The sequence below is a fragment of the Streptomyces canus genome (assembly GCF_001514145.1).
Taxonomy (GTDB): Bacteria; Actinomycetota; Actinomycetes; order Streptomycetales; family Streptomycetaceae; genus Streptomyces; species Streptomyces canus.
In genome coordinates this window covers 255913-274322 of the sequence record NZ_KQ948670.1, presented here as the reverse complement: position 1 = coordinate 274322, position 18410 = coordinate 255913, and the positions used below count along the sequence as shown (strand labels likewise).

Genomic DNA, 18410 nt, shown 5'->3' with positions numbered 1-18410 from the left:
CCTGACAGGAGGCAAGAGTGACCTGCGTCACACAATGAGTTCAGAGGGCCTCGGTCAGGACCGGAGGACCGAATTCGCCCGCCGCCCAACGCTGCGTCGCCCGTTCCAGCTTGTCCGGGTTGACCTGGCTGCGGACCGCGACGATGCCCTCCTGTGTCCGCTCCAGGCACATGATGCCGAAGACACGGCCGTCAACCACCGCGACGACCGCAGGGCCGCCATTGACCGTGGCGGCGTAGAGGTCGGGGGAACCGCCGGCCAGGTTCCTCTTGGCCGGGGCCGGCTTGAACAGCCCGCGCAGGAACTTCGCCACCGCGCGTGCGCCCTCGAAGGCACTGGCCCGGGCCGGCACCTTGCCGCCGCCGTCGCCCACCGCGACGGCATCCGAAGTGAGCAGCTTGATCAACGGCTGGGTCTCACCACTGGTCGCCGCAGCGAGGAACTCCTCGACGATCCGGCGCACGGCCGCCTCGTCGATCTCGACCCGCGCCCTGCCCTGCGCCACATGCTTCTTCGCCCGGTGGAAGATCTGCTGGCTGGCCGCCTCGCCCAGGTCCAGGATCTCGGCGATCTCACGGTGGGAGTACGCGAATGCCTCGCGAAGCACATACACCGCCCGCTCGTTGGGCGAGAGCCGCTCCAGAAGAACCATCACGGCATACGACACCGACTCGCGCTGCTCGACCGTCTCCGCCGGTCCCAGCATCGGGTCCCCTTCGAGCAACGGTTCGGGCAGCCACTGGCCTACGTAGGTCTCGCGACGCGCACGGGCCGACGTGAGCTGGTTGAGGCAGAGGTTGGTGAGTACCTTGGTCAGCCATGCCTCGGGCACTTCGATGCGCCCGACGTCGGCCGCCTGCCAACGCAGATACGTCTCCTGTACGGCGTCCTCCGCCTCACTCGCCGAGCCGAGCATGCGGTAGGCGATTGCCTCGAGACGCGGCCTGGCCGCCTCGAACCGATCCACGTCGCTGAAGGTCAGGGCCATGCCGGGATCCTAACCGGCGGAGTGCGGTTTCTCGGTCGTACGGCCGTGCGGGACGGGCAGATCTGCAGGACTGCGAGGCTGCGGCTCTTCCCTGTACATGGTCCGCCCTGCCACCTTGCGATCCGGCCACTGTGCACCGGACATGGCAGCCATGACCTTGGCACCGAACACCAGAGACTGCTCGCGGGGAACAGCTGGCTCGGGTTGTCCGTAGTATCTCTATGCCAAGGCAATCTGTGGCAGTTACGGCATCGGCGCTGCCAGTGCAGCCCACGCTGCCCGGTTCAGCGTTGCGCTCCGCCTTTGCGTCACGGCCGCACACCGAGGAAAGGCCAGCATCATGTCCGAGAGCACGACCGACACCACGGGACTGACACACCAGTACAGCGCCCAAGTAGCCGCCGATCTCGAGACCAACCTCAAGGAGCAGGAACGCATCGGCGGTGACATCGCTGCCCTGCAGCAGCAGTTGGCCGCCCTGCAGCATGATCACAGCGTGCTGGTGAACATCCAGCAGGCGCTCGGCGTCACACAGACGACCAAGGAGCCCACGCCCGCGACGGAGACCGCCACGGTGCCGTCTCCCCGGCAGAAGGCCAAGTCCGCACCGCGCAGCAAGCAAACCGCACGGAAGTCCACCGCCGCGCGGGAAGGCACGACGGCCAAGAAGTCCACCGCCGCGCAGGAACGCCCGACGGCCAAGAAGTCCACCGCCAAGTCCGAGACGAAGGCGGCCCAGCCCACCTTGGTGGGGCTCATCCGCCATCACCTCACCGAGCAGGGCGAACCGCGCTCCGCTGCGGAAATCTCCGCCGCGCTCGGCCAGGCCCATCCCGAGCGCGACATCAAGACCAAGGTCGTACGCGTCACCCTCGAGGGGCTCGTGGCCAGGAGCCAGGCCCAGCGCACCAAGCAGGGTTCCTCCGTCTTCTACACCGCACCGGAAGCGGAGACCAAGCCGGGGGCCGAGGCTCAGCCCGAGGACACCAGCAGCTGAACTTGCCGGAGCGGGACGGCTCATGGGGGTGTGTCGCCGTATCGGGCGCGGGTCGTCCCCACCCCGCGAGTGCTGCGGAGCGGCCGGGGTCGGCCGGGCGGGGAAGGGTTCCGCGTCCCGGTACAGCCCGCCCGAGTCGCCGCGGGCGGCACAGCCTCGGTCAGTTCGGCGAGTCGGTACCCGGCTCGCTCTCCAACTGAGCAGCCATCCGCAGGCAGATGCCGGGCAGTTCCGGGGCGTTGCGGATCCGGTCCTCGGCGTCGATGCCGGCCACCCCTCCCGCCGTCCACTATGTCGCCAGCAGCCGCCTCGCCACCTCGCACTCCGGAGCCATGGTTCTCGGGGCGGCGCGCCGTACGGCCACCGTGGCTTGTTCGATCAAGGCCGACGCCAGCAGCCAGCGGACTCCCGCACCGGCCTCCACGAGAAAGCCGGCGTAGATCGCCATGCCCAGATGACCAGCCAGCGTCCCCCGGCGGGGTGCGCCGTTCACCATTGGTCATGTCCGCTCACCCCATCGGGCTCCAGCCGGGCATCACGAGCTGCGGTCGAGCCCGGTGCGGTTCCCGCGCCGCCCGTCGGCAAGGGCGTGGTCCAGGGTGTCGTGGACGGGCACCACGTCATCGAACGCGACAGTGCGCAAGACCGCGCGGAGCCGTCGGCGGGTGGCCACCACCCGGACGGGAACACCGCGTTCACCGGCCTGTCTGCGGAAGAAGCCTCGTCAGGGCACATCAGCAGTGTCTGTTCGCCGGCGACCGTGAGGTCGGGCCCCAAGAGAAGTCCTGGCCCTTGGTGGCAGCTCGCCGCGGCGCAGTCGGCCCGGGCGTCAGCGTCGTCGGGGTTGCCGCGGTCGCCTCTGCCACGGCACGCCGATCACGGGGCATCAACGACACTGCGGCAAGTGCCTCCGGTCCGGACGCCGAAGGGGGTGTCCCGGAGGGCGCCACCGTGCCACGGGCAGAGGCCATGGCGGCCCCGTTCAGCGCCTCCAGCACTGTCTTGTCCTGCTACGGCTGCCACAGCTGGAATCACTACAACCCGAGGCCGGTCACACGTGGAAAGCCTGCCGCCCCATCGGCCCAGTTCACTGTGCGCGGGCGACCACGGCTGCCGGTGCCGATGTCGACGAACCCCTCGCCCAGCCGAGAACCTTCTCCTCCCCGGGCACCGCGCCACGCAGCCTGTCGGTCAATCGCGACCCGCAAGACGAACTCCGGCCACGCCCTCACTGCTCGGGTTCCGCGCCGATGAGGACGAACGCCACCGTGGCCGGTTGCCCGCTGCGGTTGCGCCAGGCGTGCCGGGTGCCGTTCTGGATCACGATGTCGCCCGCCGAGAGCGGGGTGCAGTTTCCGTCATCGAGTTCGAGGACGATCTCGCCGCCGAGCACGATGCCGTAGTCCACGGTCGGCGTCGCGTGCATGCCGTCGGGCTCGATGAGTTCGGCGATACCGGGCGAGTCCGCCCGCTGTTCCCGGTCGAAGGCAACTGGGTCGAACGCCGGGTCGGTCAACGCGGCCTCCGGCGGGAAGGTCAGGATGATGAACCGGGTGCCGCCGGGCGCCGGAAGAAGAGTGGTGACCTTCGGTGTGGGATCCTCTCCCGTCCTGCTGACCGGTTCGCCGGGGTCGGTGGCCCACGGCAGTCGGGACACCCAGCCCGGCAGGCTGGTGAATTCCCGGCTGCGCGGGATGGGGCCGTCGCTGACGACGACCGACTTGCCCTTCTCGTCATGGCCGGTGACGACTCTGCGCATGGTCTCTCCTCCTTCGGTCTGCCGGATCCATCGGACGACCGGTCAGGCGGGTCGGTGGCGGTCGGTCTCGGCCTGGGGCTGGGTCTGGGTCTGGGTCCGGACCTCGGTCTCGGTCTCGGTTTCCGTCTCGGTCCGGGTCTCGGTCTGACCCTCCAAGGCAGTCACCCAGGCGTCCAGCACACCGGCCACCGTGGCAGCGGGCGCCCGCAGCAGGGCCGACGCCACCGTCCTGACGAACAGCCGGTGCCGGCCGTCCGTGAGGTACTCCACCGGGGACTTGCCGTCCACACGGGCGAGCAGCAGTGCCGGCAGCAGCGAGGCGGTCCGTGTCTCCAGGGACGATCGGGGTTCCCAGTCGACTTGCCGCAGGTACTGCTCGGCCAGCGCATGGGCGGACCCCAGGATTTCGGCGCGGCGATTTGGCACGACGAGACTCTTGAGGAGCAGGTGGTTGACGCAGAAGGCCAGATCGAAGGCCGGGTCGCCGTACCAGGCGCACTCGGCGTCCAGCAGCACGGGCCCCGACGGGCCGACGAGAATGTTCTTGGGGCTGACGTCGCCGTGCACCAGGGCGAGGCGGGTGCCGGCCGTGCGGTCGGCGAGGCTCTGGAGGATGTCGGCCAGGCCGGGGTGCGCCGCTGCGGTGGCCAGAAGGTACGGCTCGATGCGCAGGGCGTGGAAGTTGGTGTCCGTGGCGAACTCCGCGGCCAGGACCTTGTCCCCCGCGCTCGCCGCGTGCAGGGCGCCGAGGACCTCTCCGACGGCCGCCGCGGTCGCCACCTCCACCTCGCCGGCCAGGAGTTGGGACTTCCACATGGGGTACGCCTCGGCGGGCAGGTACGCCATCGCGAACAGGCCGGCTTCGGGGTCGTGTGCCAGCAGTTCGGGCACGCTGTCCGGCCGGTGCAGCGAGGCGAACCGCATCCACGCCCATTCGTAGGCGTTGCGTGACACCGGCGCCTCCCAGTCGGCCGCGACCCGCAGCCGGGCGAGGGCCCGCTTGACGCACAGGGAGCGCCCGGGCAGGTCCACCCGCCACAGGTCGGAGGAGACCCCTCCGGCCAGCGGCGTCCACTGCGCGGCTTCGCCGGGACGTGCGAGCTTGTGTGCGGTCAGGAAATCGGACAGGACGGGGTCCGGGTTCTCCGGCGCCGCTGTGGGGCTCATCGCCGGTCACCCGGTCCGGCAGGCAGGCCGCCGGGGTGGTTGCAGGGGTGTGCCGGGGCCTCGCCCGCCAGGATCCGGACGACCTCCTCGGCGGCGCGGCGGCGCAGTTCCGTGACCGAGGCGTCGGAGGAGAAGGCGACGTGGGGGGTGAGCAGCGCACCGGGCTGGTCCAGCAACCCGGCGGGGACATGGGGCTCGCTCTCCAGGACGTCGAAGGCGGCTCCGTCCAGCTGACCGCCGTCCAGGGCCTTGATGACCGCGTCGGTGTCCACCAGGCCGCCGCGGCTGACGTTGACCAGCAGCCCGCCCGGCTTCATCAGCGCCAGCTGATCGGCGCCGATGAGGTGGTGGGTGTCGGGTGTCAGCGGTACATGGAGGATCACTGCGTCGCTTCGGCGCAGCAGCTCCTGAAGATCCACCACCTCGACTCCGGGGGCGTCCTTCGGAGGATGAGGGTCGTGGGCCAGGATCCGGCAGCCGAACGCGCCGAGCTTGCGGGCGGTGGCGCGTCCGATCCGGCCGAAGCCGACGATGCCGCAGGTCAGCGTGGACAACCGGCGCAGCCGGGCGCCTGCCGGGTCCCAGCGACCCCTGCGGACCTCGCGGTCGAGGACGGCCAGGCCCCGCGTCCAGGCAAGCACCATGCCGACGGCGTGGTCGGAGACCTCGTCGACGCAGTAGTCCGGCACGTTGGTGACCCACACGCCCCGCTCGGTGGCGGTGTCCACGGCGATGTTGTCGAGGCCCACGCCGAGCCTGGCCACGATCCGAAGATCGGGGGAAGCCTCTACGGCGAGGGAGGAGACGGGCGCCCAACACGTGAGGATGCCGGCGGGCCGGTGCTCGGCGACCAGCTCCTCGATGGTCTCGGCCGAGGCGGGTTCCGCGGGGCCGGACACCAGGGTGTGGCCCGCGCCCTCGATGACGGATCGCTCGACGGAGTCGTCGGGCCAGGCGTAGTCGGTGAGCAGCACGGTGTCTGGGCGGCTCGGTGGTGTCATGGCAGATCGTCCTCGCAGAATCGTACGGCCGCCGTGAACGACCGGGCGTGAAGCCCGGTCGCGTCCGATCAGCAGGTCTGAACATCGCCCGGGAGGGCGGCCGTCGGCTTGTCCGATGGTCCACGGCCGCCATGGGTGCGGGTGAAGAGTGTCGCCGGCGCTCTCCGACTCGTGGTCGGAAGGCGCCGGCACAGGCCCCTGGAACTGGGTCACGCGATGCCGGGGCACGTCGAATCACTTTGTCACAGCCACGTTGTGCTAACGATAGCACTATGGGTCTGCGAATCGTCAAGAACGCGGCCTACGGCGGCTCACCCGCGCCCCGCTCCCCAGGCCTGCGGCCCCACTCATCACAGGAAAACGGTGGAATTCCAGGAAATCCGTGCGTACGTCTTGACGCGCCGGGCGCATCCCTTCATGGTTTCAGCCAACCCGACCGTGCGGCCGACACGTATCCGCACAAGGTCCGGTCGTCGAAGACGCCATAGCCACGGACGTCCCGACGGGCGCATTCCGGCTGAATTCCGCGTGCGGTGTCCGACCGCGCGATGGCCGATCGCCCGCATTCCGTCAGACGGCGCCGATTTCGCCGTCGCCGACTCGAGTCCGTGTTCAGCTCACCGCTTCTTGTCATCTCCGCACGGCCTCCGTGCGGAGATGGATCCGCCGCGGCCTGCCGTGGCCCATTCCTCATCAGGAGCCGCTATGACTCACGCAGCGCAAGCCGACACCAGTGCAGTGCCCGTCAAGGACACACAGGAAAGCCGCCGGCCCCCCGTCTCCCGGACCATGATCGGCGTGGGCTTCCTGTTGGTGGTCCTCTCCTACATGGTCAACGCGATGGACCGTCAGGTCTTCCCTCCGCTGCTGCCCAACATCCGTGCGGAATACGGGTTCTCCCTGGAACAGGGCGGCCTGCTGGCGACGAACTTCACCCTCGGCATGGCCCTGGCCGGCCTGCCCGCGGGGTATCTGCTGGACCGTTTCCGACGCAAGACCGTCCTGCTGGTCAGCATCGTCATCTACTCCCTGGGCACGATGGCCACCCCGCTGGCGACCGGCTTTGCCGACATGACCCTGTACCGGGTGGTCTCGGGCTTCGGTGAGGGCATGCAGTCCGCGGCGATCTTCGCGGCTATGGGGGCCTTCTTCGTCCAGCGGCGCGGCCTCGCGTTCGGCTTCATCGGCATGGGCTACTCCGTCGGCGTGTTCGTCGCCCCGCTCATCGGGGTCAAACTCGCCGGCGCGCACGGCACCTGGCACTCGCCCTTCTACCTGTTCGGCACGGCCGGGCTGCTGATCGCCGCCGCCTCCCTGTTCTTCGTGAAGGCCGGTCTGACCGAGCACTCCGCCGAGAAGGCCGTCTCCACCGCGACCTACGAGTACATGCCGGCCTCCGCCTACAACCGCAACACCATCGCGCTGGCCGTCCACTCGGTCGTCAGCGGTGTGGCCATCTACGGATTCCTGGGCCTCTACCCGACGTACCTCATCACCTCGCTGCACTACTCCTCCGAGCAGGCCGCGCTGGCGATGAGCTTCCTCGGTTTCGGCGGCATGACGGCCCTGTTCGGCGGCTGGCTCGGCGACCGTGTGAACCAGCGCAACCTGCTGATCCTGAGCCTGCTGGCCGTCTCCGCCATCAGCGTGTGCATCTACGACACCCAGGCGGGGGTCGGCGTGCAATGTGTGTTCGCCTTCCTCATGGGCGCCTTCGGCCTGGGGTTCATCTATCCCAACAGCAACAGTGCGATGCAGCGGGCCGTCCGTCCGGCGCAGATCGGACGCGCCTCCGGCCTGTTCGTCACCAGCTATTACGGACCGGCGGCGTTCTCGGGTCTGCTCTTCGCCGCCCTGGTGGACTCCTTCGGCTGGGACCGGGCCGGACTCCTGCAGGTCACGCTCCTGCCGCTGGCCGGCGTCCTCGCCCTGGTCTTCGTCCGTCCCGCGCAGTTCAACAGCGCGGTCCGCTGACACACCAAGGGGGCTGCCCACCGCCGAGCGGTGGGCAGCCCCCTTGTGCGGTCTCCCCGCGGGCCTTTGCGGTCAACGGCTCTCGGCCACGACCGGGTTACGCAGAACGCCGATGCCCTCGACTTCGACCTCGACCTCGTCTCCGGGGCGGATCGGCCCGACGCCGGCAGGCGTGCCGGTCATGATCACGTCTCCGGGGAGCAGCGTCAGGTAGCGGGTGAGGTAGCTGACGAGGTCGGGGACGGGGAGCAGCAGGTCGGCGGTGCTGGCCGACTGCATGACGCGGCCGTTCACACGGGTCGTCAACGACAGCGCGGACGGGTCGAGTTCGGTGGCGATGACCGGCCCGAGGGGAGCGAAGGTGTCCTGGCCCTTCCCGATCAGCAGCGTTCCGTATGTGCTTTCCTTGCGCTGGACGATGCGGTCGCTGACATCATTTCCGCAGGTATAGCCGAGGATGTACTCATGAGCCTCGGAGGGCTTGACATGGCGGGCTTCCTTTCCGATGACCACGACCAACTCGCCCTCGAAATGGATGAGTTCGCCATCGGCCGGATAAACGATGGCGTCCCCCGGCCCCACCACCGCCGTGCTCGGCTTCATGAAACACACGGGAACCTCCGGAATCTCACGGTCGGTCTCGCCGACGTGTGAGGCGTAGTTGTACGCGAACCCGTAGATCCGGGGTTTCTCGACCGGCGGGAGAATGACGACGTCGCTCACTTCGTCGACGTGGCCCGCAAGGGACAGCCCCGTAAAGGGATCACCCTCGAATCGGGCGATGGTGACGTCACCGGGTTCGAGTTCTCCGTAGTGACACACACCGCCGACGGCATACCTGACGATCCGCACGGACACCTCCGTACTTTGGGCAGCCATGGGCGGCTGCACGGCCCATCCAGCAATGCTAACGTTAGCACAACAGGTCGCGCCCGAGCCCGCCGCCCCTCTCCCCGACCACGCAGAGCAACATGAATGCTATCGTTGGCACACGGAAGGTGACGACCGCGGGACCAGTCAGCCGGAGGGGACGCTCAACGTGATCACGACCAGGGACATCGCCGAACGTCTCGGGATCTCCGTCTCGACGGTCGGCCGGGCGCTCGCCGACGACGCGCGCATCAGCGAGGAGACCAAGTTCCGGGTCCGCCAGACCGCTTCCGAGATGGGGTACGTCGGCAACCGGGCGGCGCGGATGATGCGCGGAGCGTCCAGCAACGTGGTCGCGCTGGTGATCCCGGACATCCGCAACAGCTTCTACTCGACCATCGCGCACGAGCTCTCCAAGAACATGGCAGCCGAGGGCTTCCAGTTGATGCTCTCGGAGACCGACGACGACCGGATGGTGGAGCTGCGTCATCTGCGGGAGCTGTCCGCGAACCGCGTGGCCGGCGTCATCATCGTGCCCACCGCGCGCCCGCACAGCGAGTCCGTCAAACTCCTGCGCGCCGTACCGCACCTGCAGTTGCTGCGCCGCCACCCCTCGCTCGGCTCCCAGTGGTTCGGTGTGGACGACCGCGAGGCGCTGCACCGGGCCACGGCACACCTGGTGGCGCTGGGACACACCCGCATCGCCTACCTGGGCGGCCCCGAGGAACTGCCCACGGGTGCGGAGCGTCTGCGCGGCTTCCGTGCCGCCCTTGAGGAGGGCGGCCTTGCGGACGACGCCGGACGCGCCGAGCTGGGGCCGCCGTCGTCCGTGCACCACGGGCGCGAGGCGGTGCGTCGGCTGCTGCAGGAGCCGGCCGCTCCCACCGCGCTCGTGCTGGGATCGATCCAGCTCACCCTGGGCGTTCTGGAGGAGCTGTCCGCGCAGGGCGTGAAGGTGCCCGGCGAGCTGTCCCTGGTCGGGTTCGGGGACGAGCCCGGGTTCTCCTGGTGGGGGCCCGGGCTCACCACGATCGGCCTGCCGATCCAGGAGATGGCGACCAGCTGCGCACTGTGGCTGCTGCGCCGCCTCAAGAACGGGCCGGAAAACGACGGCCCGTACACGTCGGTCTCCCCCGGATCACTGGTTCTGCGCGGCAGCACGGCACCCCCCGACGGAAAGGCTTCGTCCAAGTCCTCCTGAGCGGGTCGCACCTCGAGCCGCGTCAGTGGGCTCCGCTGCGCAGCCGGCGCATGATGGTGGCGGTGCGCGCGAGTTCCTCGAGCATCTGCTCGGCGGCCGCCTCGTGAATCTTGCCGGGGCGGAAGGCGCCGTCCTCGACCTGTTCGTTGACGAAGGGGATGCTCACGGTCGGCCCGATCGGCAGCATCCTGAGGTTGGCCACGACCTGCTTGGCCATCTGCACCGCCCGGGTGCCCGCCGAGACGCCGCCGTAGCTGACGAACGCCGCCGGCTTGTGCTGCCACTCCACCACGAGGTAGTCCCACGCGTTCTTCAAGGGGGCCGGAAAGCCTCCGTTGTACTCGGGGGTGACGAACACGAACGCGTCCGACGCGTCGACGATCCGGCTCCAGGCATGGGTGTGACTCTTCGTGTACTGCCTCAGAGCGGGCGGATGCGGCTCGTCGTAGAACGGAAGGTCGAGTTCGCGCAGGTCGACCAGATGTGATGCGAACTGGTCGCACTCGGCGACCCGGGAGGTGAACCAGTCCGCGACGGACCTGCCCACACGTCCGGGACGCGTACTGGCCACCACCGTGGTCAGGGTCATGGGTGCCACCGAGGGCTCGGATGTCATGTCGGGCTCGTTTCCTGTCGACCGCGATCGGCCCGGCGAGCCCACGCCGCCTGTGCTGTCCGTTCTTCCAGGAGGAGTGGGCCCGCCGGAGTTCTGGCCACCGCCACGGGTTGTGCGAACGATAGCATTGGCGCGCCGACGACCCGGGCAAAGGCAAACGGGCAACACGTAGCCGGAATGGAACACTCCCCGCCCCTTGACAGGACGGCTTCACAGTTCGCACGATTGCGCTATCGATAGCACGGTGGAGAGCGCAGCGGACGAGCACTCCTCGTTTCTCCCGCTCCCCCTCACCACTCCCCCGGGGCGCCGCACCGATGCGGGTGCCGCCCCGAGAGGTCGGTCCGCGCCCGTTCGCCGGTTGACAGGCACGGGCATCACGCAACGCCTCGACCGTCCGACTCCGAAAGGTTGCACCGCAATGACAGACGCGCGGATCGCCCAGCTCTACGGCCGCAGGGTGTGGGACTCACGCGGGCGGCCCACCGTCGAGGCCGAGGTGCACCTCGCCGACGGAGCGGTCGGGCGGGCCATCGCACCGGCGGGCGCCTCGACGGGTCAGGGCGAGGCGCTCGACCTGCGTGACGGCGGCCCCCGCTTCGGCGGACTCGACGTCCGTCGCGCCGTCGATGCGGTCAACCAGGAGATCGCACCCGCCCTCCTGGACCTGCACGCGATCGACCAGGAGGCCGTCGACCGGCTCCTGGTGAACCTCGACGGCACCCCCGACCGCAGCCGCCTGGGCGGCAACGCCATCGTCGCCACGTCCATGGCGGTGCTGCACGCCGCCGCCGCCTCGGCGGGCGTACCGCTGTGGCGGCATCTGTCGGGCGGCCGGCCGGTTCGCATCCCCCTGCCGGAGATCCAGATCTTCGGCGGCGGCGCGCACGCGGACCGTCGCGTGGACGTCCAGGACTTCATGGTCGTCTGCCCCGCGGCACGCAGCTTCTGCGAGGCCCTCGACTGGACGGCGGAGATCTACCGGGCGGCCGGCAGCCTGATGCGCAAGGCGGGCAAGGCACAGGGCGTGGCGGACGAGGGCGGCTTCTGGCCCGCGTTCGACTCCAACGAGGAGGCGCTGGAGACCCTGACCCTCGCCATCGAGACCGCGGGCTTCACGCCCGCCACCCAGGTCGGCATCTCCCTGGACATCGCGGCCTCACAGTTCGGCACCGGTGGGCGCTACACACTGGCCCTGGACGACCGCACACTGGACACCGCGGCGCTGATCGACCTGCTCGGCGGCTGGATCGAGCAGTACCCGATCCTGTCCGTCGAGGACCCGGTGGGCGAGGACGACCACGAGGGCATGGTGGAGTTCACCCGGCGATTCGGCCACCGCTGTCAGGTGATCGGCGACGACTACCTGGTCACCAACGCCAAGCGCGTGGAGGCCGCGGCCACCAACGGGGCGGCGAACGCCGTCCTCGTCAAGCCGAACCAGGCGGGCACGGTCACCGAGGCCCACCAGGCCCTGCACGCGGGAAAGGACGCCGGCTTCGCCACCATCGTGTCGGCCCGCTCCGGCGAGAGCGAAGACATCACCATCGCGCACCTGAGCGTCGGATGGGACGCGGGCCAGCTGAAGGTGGGCTCCTTCACCCGCTCCGAGCGCATGGCGAAGTGGAACGAGGTTCTGCGCATCGAGGAGGCTCTCGGTGATTCCGCGGAATTCAGCGGCTGGTCCGCCTTCACATTCGCCGATTCCACCCCTTCCGCGACCAAGCCGTAAAACAGCCCAGAGCATTACAGTCATCGAAATCAAGAGCCGAATCGGAGCACGGAGCCCAGCATGCTGCCACCCGTCAATCTGCGACCGAGTTTCAACATCACCCGCTCCAGTCATGTCCGGCTCACGGTCGCGGACCTGGCCGAGAGCCGGAACTTCTACGTGAGCGCCCTCGGGCTCGTCGTCAGCGACGAGGACGAGCGCACCTGCTATCTCCGCGGGCTCGCCGAGGCATGCCACCACAGTCTCGTCCTGGAGCTGGACGAGGAGGGCGCCGGTTCCTGTCAGAGGATCGGTTTCCGCGTCTTCTTCGACGAGGACCTCGACATCGCCTACGCATGGTTCCGCGACCGGGGGCTGCCCGCGGAGTGGGTCGACATGCCGTATCAGGGCCGCACCCTGCACGTCAGCGACCCGGTCGGCACACCGCTGGAACTCTGCGCCCACATGGAGACGCGCCCGCGGCTGCACATCGACTTCGAGCACTACAAGGGCGCCCACGCGCAACGTCTGGACCACTTCCAGACCTTCGCGCCGAACACCTATGAACTGACCGCGTTCTACGGCGAATTGGGCTTCCGCAACTCCGAGTACCTGGCACACGGCGACACCCTGCTGAGCGCGTTCATGTACCGCAAGGGCACGTGCCTGGACCTCGCGATCGTGGAGAACACCGGCCCAGCCCTGCATCACTTCGCTTACACCGTCTCCGAGAGCCGCGACATCTTCACGGCCTGCGACTGGGCGGGCATCCTCGGCTACGGCGAGGGGGTGGAGCGGGGTCCGGGACGGCACGGGCCGGGCGGGATGCTCTTCACCTACCTCCGCGACCCCGACGGTCATCGGGTGGAGGTCTTCAACAGCCACTACCAGACCATCGACACCGAGGTCGAGCCGGTGCGCTGGGACGCGGGATCGCTGAGCACCAACGTGCGCTGGGGACTTCCAGCCCTGGAGAAGTGGTACTTCGAGGCCTCGCCCTTCGTGGGAGTGAAGCAGATCCCGCCGGCCCAGGGGCCGCAGCCCATGACCCTCGAGCGGTTCCTGCTCGAGCAGTCCGCCCACTGACCCTTCCGTCCCCCGAGGAGACGACATGGCACGCGTTCCCTACCTGCGCCGCGAGGACGCGGACGAGGCGCAGAAGCCCCTGTACGACCGGCTCGAAGCCGAACGCAAAGTACCGACGGCGAACATCTTCCTCGCCCTCGCGGGCGCGCCCGAGCAGTTGGACGGGTTTCTGACCTACGCCAACTCGCTGCGGGCCGCCGACCTCAGCCCCAAGCTGCGTGAGCTGGCCATCCTGACCGTCGGGTTCGCGACGCGTTCCGCCTACGAGGTCGCGCACCACCAGTCGCACGGACTCAAGGCCGGGCTCACCGGGGAACAGCTCGCGGCGGTGGCCGACTTCGAGTCGTCCGAGCTGTTCGACGCGACGGAGAAGGCGGTCATGCGCCTCGCCAAGGAGTCCACACTCCACGTCGATGTCTCTGAGGAGACATGGCGTGCCGCCGCCGATCACCTGACGGACCGGCAGATGGTCGAACTGTCGTTGTCCATCGCCTGGTACAACTCCGGAGTCCGCATCATGGGTCTGCTGGACATCGACCTTGAGGACGCTTACCCGAACCCTTTCCAGAATTCTTAGCTCTCGGCACCGTACTGCCCATCAATACCGGAGTATTTCAATGGCGAAGATGCTCGCTGCACGACTGCACAAGCTCGGTGAGCCGATGTCCGTGGACACCGTCGACGTGCCCACCCCCCGGGCGACCGACGTGCTGGTGCGCGTCAAGGCATGCGGAATCGTGCCGAACATGGCCAACGTGATCAACAACTGGCCCACCTGGTACCCGCACCAGCCGCTGCCCGAACTGCCCGCGATCTTCGGCCTGGATCCGGCGGGCGTGGTCGAGGCGGTCGGCGAGGCGGTGCTGAACACCAAGCCCGGCGACCGGGTCTATGTGAGCCCGCTGCGCTCCTGCGGCAGTTGTCAGGTGTGCCGCGGAGGCGAGCTCAGCCGGTGCCGCTACTTCACCCTGAACGGCTACTTCAGCACCTCCCGCGACGGACAGCGCATCTTCGACCTCTACCCGTACGGTGGGTTCTGCGAGTACATGACGGCGCCGCAGCACGCGATCGTCAACATCCCCGACAACATGACGTTCGAGCAGGCCGGCAAGCTCGGTTACATCGGCACCTCCTACAGAGCCCTCAAGTACGCCGTGGCCGGACCCGGCCAGGTCGCGCTGATCGACGGAATCACCGGCACCCTCGGCGTCGCCTCCACCCTCCTCGCGCTGGCCTCAGGCGTCTCCAGGGTGCTCGGAACCGGCCGCAACGAGGAACTCCTCAAGCGTGTCAAGGAACTGGCCCCCGACCGGATCGAGGTCATGCGGCTGGGCGAGGGCTCGACCGGCGCGTGGGCGAAGTCCCGCACCGGAGGCGAGGGAGCGGACTTCGTCATCAGCGCTCTGGGCGCCAAGGCCCCGGTGGAGACGATGCTCGATTCCATGCAGGGCGTCCGCCGGGGCGGCAGGGTGGTCAACGTCGGGGGCGTCGCCGACCGGTTGCCCGTGGACGTGAAGTGGCTCATGGACGAGCAGGTCCACCTGATCGGCTCCAACTGGTTCTCCACCGCGCAGGGCCAGGAGGTCGCCGACATGGTGGCCACCGGAGCCCTGGACCTGTCCTACCTGATCACCAAACCCTTCCCGCTGTCCAAGGTCAACGAAGCGATCTCGGGGCGCGCCACGGACCTCGACGGCGGATTCAGCAACTACGTCGTGCTTCCCTGAGCCCACGGACCACCCACACTCACCCCGCGGCGATCCTGTTCTGCCCTGACTGCGCCGCGGGGTGCCCGCACCACAGGACGGAGGAGCCGGTGGAACTGCGCTGGCTGGAATCGTTCGTCGTCGTCGCGGAGGAACTGCACTTCGCGCGGGCGGCGGATCGTCTGCACCTCGCGCCGTCGGCACTCAGCGCCCAGGTCAGGGCGCTGGAGTCGCACCTGGGTGTGCGGCTGATCGACCGGGGGCGACGCACCCGTCCGGCGCTGACCAGTGCCGGGCAGTTGTTCCTCGAAGAAGCGCGGCTGACCCTCGCACAGGCCGCCCGAGCCGTGGCGGTGGGCCGACGGGCAGGTCGCGGGGAGCTGGGGCACGCTCAGATCGCGTACGTCGCCTCAGCCGCGTTCTCCGGGGTGCTCACCGAGGTCCTCACCCGTTGCGCGGCTCCTGGCACCGATCTGACGGTGCAGGTACGCGAGTTGGAGACACCGGCCCAACTGGAGGCGCTTGCCTGCGGTGACATCGACGTCGGCTTCCTGCGTTGGCGGCCGGAGTACCCGCCCGAGGTCATGGCCACCTGCCTGCTCAGCGAGGACGTCGTCGTGGCACTGCCGTCCGGCGCGCCCCTGGCGGCGTACGAGACGATTCCCGCGGCCATGCTGCGTGACGAGAACTTCGTGGCCCCGCACTTCGACGAGGAGTACGGCTGCCGCGACCAGATCCTGGAAGTCGCCGAGCGGGGAGGTTTCAGTCCCCTGTGTGCTCCCCCTGTGCGGGACTACGTTGCCGCGCTGACGCTGGTGGGTGGTGGCCTCGCGGTGGCCCTGGTCCCCGACTCGCTGCGGCGCGTGCACATCCCCGGGGTTGCCTACCGTCCGCTGGCGGACGTATCGCTCACCACCCGGCTGGTCGGTGCCTACCGCAGGGGTGAGACCTCGCCCGCTGTGCGCGGCGTGATCCGCCGGCTGCGGGAGGCGGCGGTCTCGACGGCGGCCGGCTGAGGCCCTGATGCCGATGCCGTCCCGTCCGTCCCGGGCGGGCCGTTCGTCGTGGTCCGCGCAGCGCCGCGCAGGGTAGGCCGGTCGACGTCGAACAGACGCATGTTTGTGCGCGGATGACGCACTGTTTTCGCAGGTCAGAGTATGTACGCCGGTCTACGCTCAACACGACATCACACACCGTGGCGGCGTCGGTCGACCGCTGCCCGACGGAGGGACAGGCGGAGAAGCACATGACAGCGATCAAGCACGTGGGTGTCGTAGGCGCGGGCCAGATGGGCCGGGGCATCACCGAGGTCTGCGCACGGGCCGGGCTGCACGTCACGTTGTGCGACGTGACCGAGGACAGGGCCCGGGCCGGGCTGGCGGGTGTGGCGGACTCCCTGCTCAAGGCGGAGAAGCGTGGCGCGATCACCCCCGAGGACCGCGCACTCGCCCTGGCCGGGGTCTCGGTCACCGACGATCTCTCCCGCCTGTCGAGGGCGGACCTGGTGATCGAGGCCGCCGTGGAGGACGAGCAGGCCAAGACCGAACTGTTCCGGCAGCTGGACGAGGTGGTCACGGACCCGGCCGCCGTGCTGGCCAGCAACACGTCCTCCATCCCCATCGCCAGGCTCGCGGCGGCGACCGGCCGGCCGGAGGCGGTGGTGGGCCTGCACTTCTTCAACCCTGTTCCCGTCATGCCCCTGGTCGAGGTGATCCCCTCGTTGCACACCTCGAAGGCCACGGAACTGCGGATGCGCGCCTTCGCGGGCGAGATCCTGGGCAAGAAGACGGTCGTGGCGCAGGACCGCGCGGGTTTCGTGGTGAACTCCCTGCTGGTCCCCTACCTGTTGGCGGCCGTGCGGATGGTGAGCTCCGGTACGGCGACGGCGGAGGACATCGACACGGGGATGACCGCCGGTTGCGCTCACCCCATGGGCCCGCTGCGTCTCGCCGATCTCATCGGGCTCGACACCGTCGCGGCGATCGGTGAAGCACTGTACGAGGAGTACCGGGAACCGCTGTACGCCCCGCCCCCGCTGCTGCGCCGCATGGTCGAATCGGGGCTGCTGGGCCGTAAGTCGGGTCAGGGTTTCTTCAGCTATCGGGCGGCCTGAGGCGGGCGCTCCAGCGGGCCGACTGCCGCCGCGAGCAGACGGCTACCGTGCGCCGACCGGCCGCGGCACAGCCTTCCACCAGCCGACGTCATCCACGGGCCGTGCGCGCCTCCCGGGGGCTCATGCCGTAGACCGCCTTGAAGGCGTGGCTGAAGTGGGCCGGGTCCGGGAAACCCCAACGCGCGCCGATGCCACCGACCGGAAGGTGGTCCATGGTGGGATCGACGAGGTCCTGCCGGCACCGGGCGAGACGCTGTTCCCGGATCCAGCCCGCGACGGTGTACCCCTGCTCGGCCAGCAACTTGTACAGGTAGCGGCGGGATATGCGGTGGGCTGCCGCGATGCCCTCGGGGCTCAGCCCGGGGTCGGGGAGACGCTGCTCCATGTACACGAGGATGCGCCGGGTGAGCAGGTCCGGGCCGTCGTCCTCGACTGCCCGCTCCACGCCGGCGCGCTCCGCGAGCAAGGTTCCGATCAGGTCGACCACGTTGTCGGCGAGCCGGGGCGTGCCGCGGGACTCCAGGTGCTCCACCTGCTGAGCCAGCCCGTGCAGGAAGGGCAGTACAGCCTGGCCGAGCCCGTCGTGGCGCGACACCGGAGTCGCCGTCACTCGCGCCAGATCGCGCTCCGCCATCTTCAGCATGACCTGCGGAAACATCAGTACGAGGCCGCTGTGGCGCTGATCGAGCTCGTAGGTGAAGGGACGGCGAGTGTCGTAGATCACCAGTTCGCCCGGACCCACCCGAACTTGACGGCCCCTCTGGGTGAGGACGCCCTGCCCGGAGAGCTGCAGAGTGAGCTGGACGAAGTCGGGTGCGTCGGAGCCGATGTGCCTGCGGGTGCGGGCGATGCTGTGCGGTTCGGCGGTGATGAGGGACATCAGTACCTGGCCGAACCGCGCGGCGTGGAGTGATGCGTGGAAGTCGGAGCACTCGCGCGGCAGCACATCCAGGGGCGCCAGATTCCGACTGACGGCGTCACGCCAGCATTCCAGTCTCTCGGTGGCCGTGCCATCGCTCGGCGTCGTTATCCGGGGCATGCGGCTCACCTCCTGGCGCATCCGGTCCCCGAGGAGAAGAGCTCGAACTGCTCTTCTACTGACAAGGATCTTAAATCGAACCGGACGATCCGTAACGGGCCTTCACGAAGGGTCTTTCGGCTGTCGCCGACGTCCAGGGAACGGTGCTCAGCCAAGCAAATTGCCTGTGCTCCCGTACACAA

General features: G+C 69.0%; 18 protein-coding genes. 9 read left to right on the top strand and 9 right to left on the bottom strand.

The genetic code is table 11. The annotated features are described in order from the left end of the window. Positions 1-40: 40 nt before the first annotated feature. Positions 41-988, bottom strand: coding sequence for an RNA polymerase sigma-70 factor (locus tag AQJ46_RS38120; protein WP_059209912.1), 948 nt, complete (start codon positions 986-988; stop codon positions 41-43). 340 nt (positions 989-1328) lie between these two features. Between AQJ46_RS38120 and AQJ46_RS38115 the strand changes: the two genes are divergently transcribed. Beyond that, positions 1329-1985 (top strand): hypothetical protein, encoded by a 657-nt coding sequence (locus tag AQJ46_RS38115; RefSeq protein ID WP_059209911.1) that lies wholly within the window; start codon positions 1329-1331, stop codon positions 1983-1985. 289 nt (positions 1986-2274) lie between these two features. Here AQJ46_RS38115 and AQJ46_RS38110 read toward each other — a convergent pair whose 3' ends face one another. The 5 genes from AQJ46_RS38110 to AQJ46_RS38095 all read right to left on the bottom strand — a co-directional run bounded on the left by AQJ46_RS38110 (position 2275) and on the right by AQJ46_RS38095 (position 5912). Next, positions 2275-2433: a hypothetical protein gene (locus AQJ46_RS38110; protein WP_159064103.1), complete on the bottom strand. Its 159-nt coding sequence runs from the start codon at positions 2431-2433 to the stop codon at positions 2275-2277. Between the two features lie 87 nt (positions 2434-2520). After that, positions 2521-2658: a hypothetical protein gene (locus AQJ46_RS56635; RefSeq protein ID WP_208617044.1), complete on the bottom strand. Its 138-nt coding sequence runs from the start codon at positions 2656-2658 to the stop codon at positions 2521-2523. Positions 2659-3213: 555 nt separating this feature from the next. Continuing rightward, positions 3214-3744, bottom strand: coding sequence for a cupin domain-containing protein (locus AQJ46_RS38105; RefSeq protein WP_059209909.1), 531 nt, complete (start codon positions 3742-3744; stop codon positions 3214-3216). Positions 3745-3786: 42 nt separating this feature from the next. Beyond that, a complete protein-coding gene (locus tag AQJ46_RS38100) occupies positions 3787-4911 on the bottom strand; it encodes a phosphotransferase family protein (RefSeq protein WP_079072592.1) in 1125 nt (374 codons plus the stop codon). Beyond that, complete coding sequence (locus AQJ46_RS38095) at positions 4908-5912, bottom strand: C-terminal binding protein (protein ID WP_059209908.1); 1005 nt, start codon at positions 5910-5912, stop codon at positions 4908-4910. Before AQJ46_RS38095 ends, AQJ46_RS38100 begins: the two co-directional genes overlap by 4 nt. Positions 5913-6617: 705 nt before the next feature. Between AQJ46_RS38095 and AQJ46_RS38090 the strand changes: the two genes are divergently transcribed. Beyond that, a complete protein-coding gene (locus AQJ46_RS38090; protein ID WP_059209907.1) occupies positions 6618-7886 on the top strand; it encodes an MFS transporter in 1269 nt (422 codons plus the stop codon). 72 nt (positions 7887-7958) lie between these two features. Here the strand turns inward: AQJ46_RS38090 and AQJ46_RS38085 are convergent, their stop codons facing one another. Then, positions 7959-8738: a fumarylacetoacetate hydrolase family protein gene (locus AQJ46_RS38085; RefSeq protein WP_059209906.1), complete on the bottom strand. Its 780-nt coding sequence runs from the start codon at positions 8736-8738 to the stop codon at positions 7959-7961. 187 nt (positions 8739-8925) lie between these two features. On the opposite strand from AQJ46_RS38085, the gene AQJ46_RS38080 reads away from it, so the two are divergent. Next, a complete protein-coding gene (locus AQJ46_RS38080) occupies positions 8926-9957 on the top strand; it encodes a LacI family DNA-binding transcriptional regulator (RefSeq protein ID WP_059209905.1) in 1032 nt (343 codons plus the stop codon). 22 nt (positions 9958-9979) lie between these two features. On the opposite strand, the gene AQJ46_RS38075 is transcribed toward AQJ46_RS38080, so the two are convergent. Then, a complete protein-coding gene (locus tag AQJ46_RS38075) occupies positions 9980-10573 on the bottom strand; it encodes an NADPH-dependent FMN reductase (RefSeq protein WP_079072591.1) in 594 nt (197 codons plus the stop codon). A gap of 421 nt (positions 10574-10994) precedes the next feature. Between AQJ46_RS38075 and eno the strand changes: the two genes are divergently transcribed. The 6 genes from eno to AQJ46_RS38045 all read left to right on the top strand — a co-directional run bounded on the left by eno (position 10995) and on the right by AQJ46_RS38045 (position 17189). Continuing rightward, on the top strand, positions 10995-12305 hold the full coding sequence (eno, locus tag AQJ46_RS38070; protein WP_059209904.1) for a phosphopyruvate hydratase: 1311 nt from the start codon (positions 10995-10997) through the stop codon (positions 12303-12305). 60 nt (positions 12306-12365) lie between these two features. Then, positions 12366-13370, top strand: coding sequence for a VOC family protein (locus tag AQJ46_RS38065; RefSeq protein WP_059209903.1), 1005 nt, complete (start codon positions 12366-12368; stop codon positions 13368-13370). A 25-nt stretch (positions 13371-13395) separates the two neighbouring features. Further along, positions 13396-13947: a carboxymuconolactone decarboxylase family protein gene (locus tag AQJ46_RS38060; protein WP_059209902.1), complete on the top strand. Its 552-nt coding sequence runs from the start codon at positions 13396-13398 to the stop codon at positions 13945-13947. Positions 13948-13996: 49 nt separating this feature from the next. Beyond that, a complete protein-coding gene (locus AQJ46_RS38055) occupies positions 13997-15097 on the top strand; it encodes an alcohol dehydrogenase catalytic domain-containing protein (protein WP_059209962.1) in 1101 nt (366 codons plus the stop codon). Between the two features lie 89 nt (positions 15098-15186). After that, positions 15187-16092 carry a LysR substrate-binding domain-containing protein gene (locus AQJ46_RS38050; protein WP_059209901.1) on the top strand — a complete coding sequence of 302 codons (906 nt, stop codon included), beginning with the start codon at positions 15187-15189 and terminating at the stop codon, positions 16090-16092. 230 nt (positions 16093-16322) lie between these two features. Beyond that, positions 16323-17189, top strand: a complete 867-nt coding sequence (locus AQJ46_RS38045) for a 3-hydroxybutyryl-CoA dehydrogenase (RefSeq protein ID WP_059209961.1) — start codon at positions 16323-16325, stop codon at positions 17187-17189. A gap of 88 nt (positions 17190-17277) precedes the next feature. Here the strand turns inward: AQJ46_RS38045 and AQJ46_RS38040 are convergent, their stop codons facing one another. Next, a complete protein-coding gene (locus tag AQJ46_RS38040; protein WP_059209900.1) occupies positions 17278-18228 on the bottom strand; it encodes an AraC-like ligand-binding domain-containing protein in 951 nt (316 codons plus the stop codon). Positions 18229-18410: the final 182 nt, after the last annotated feature.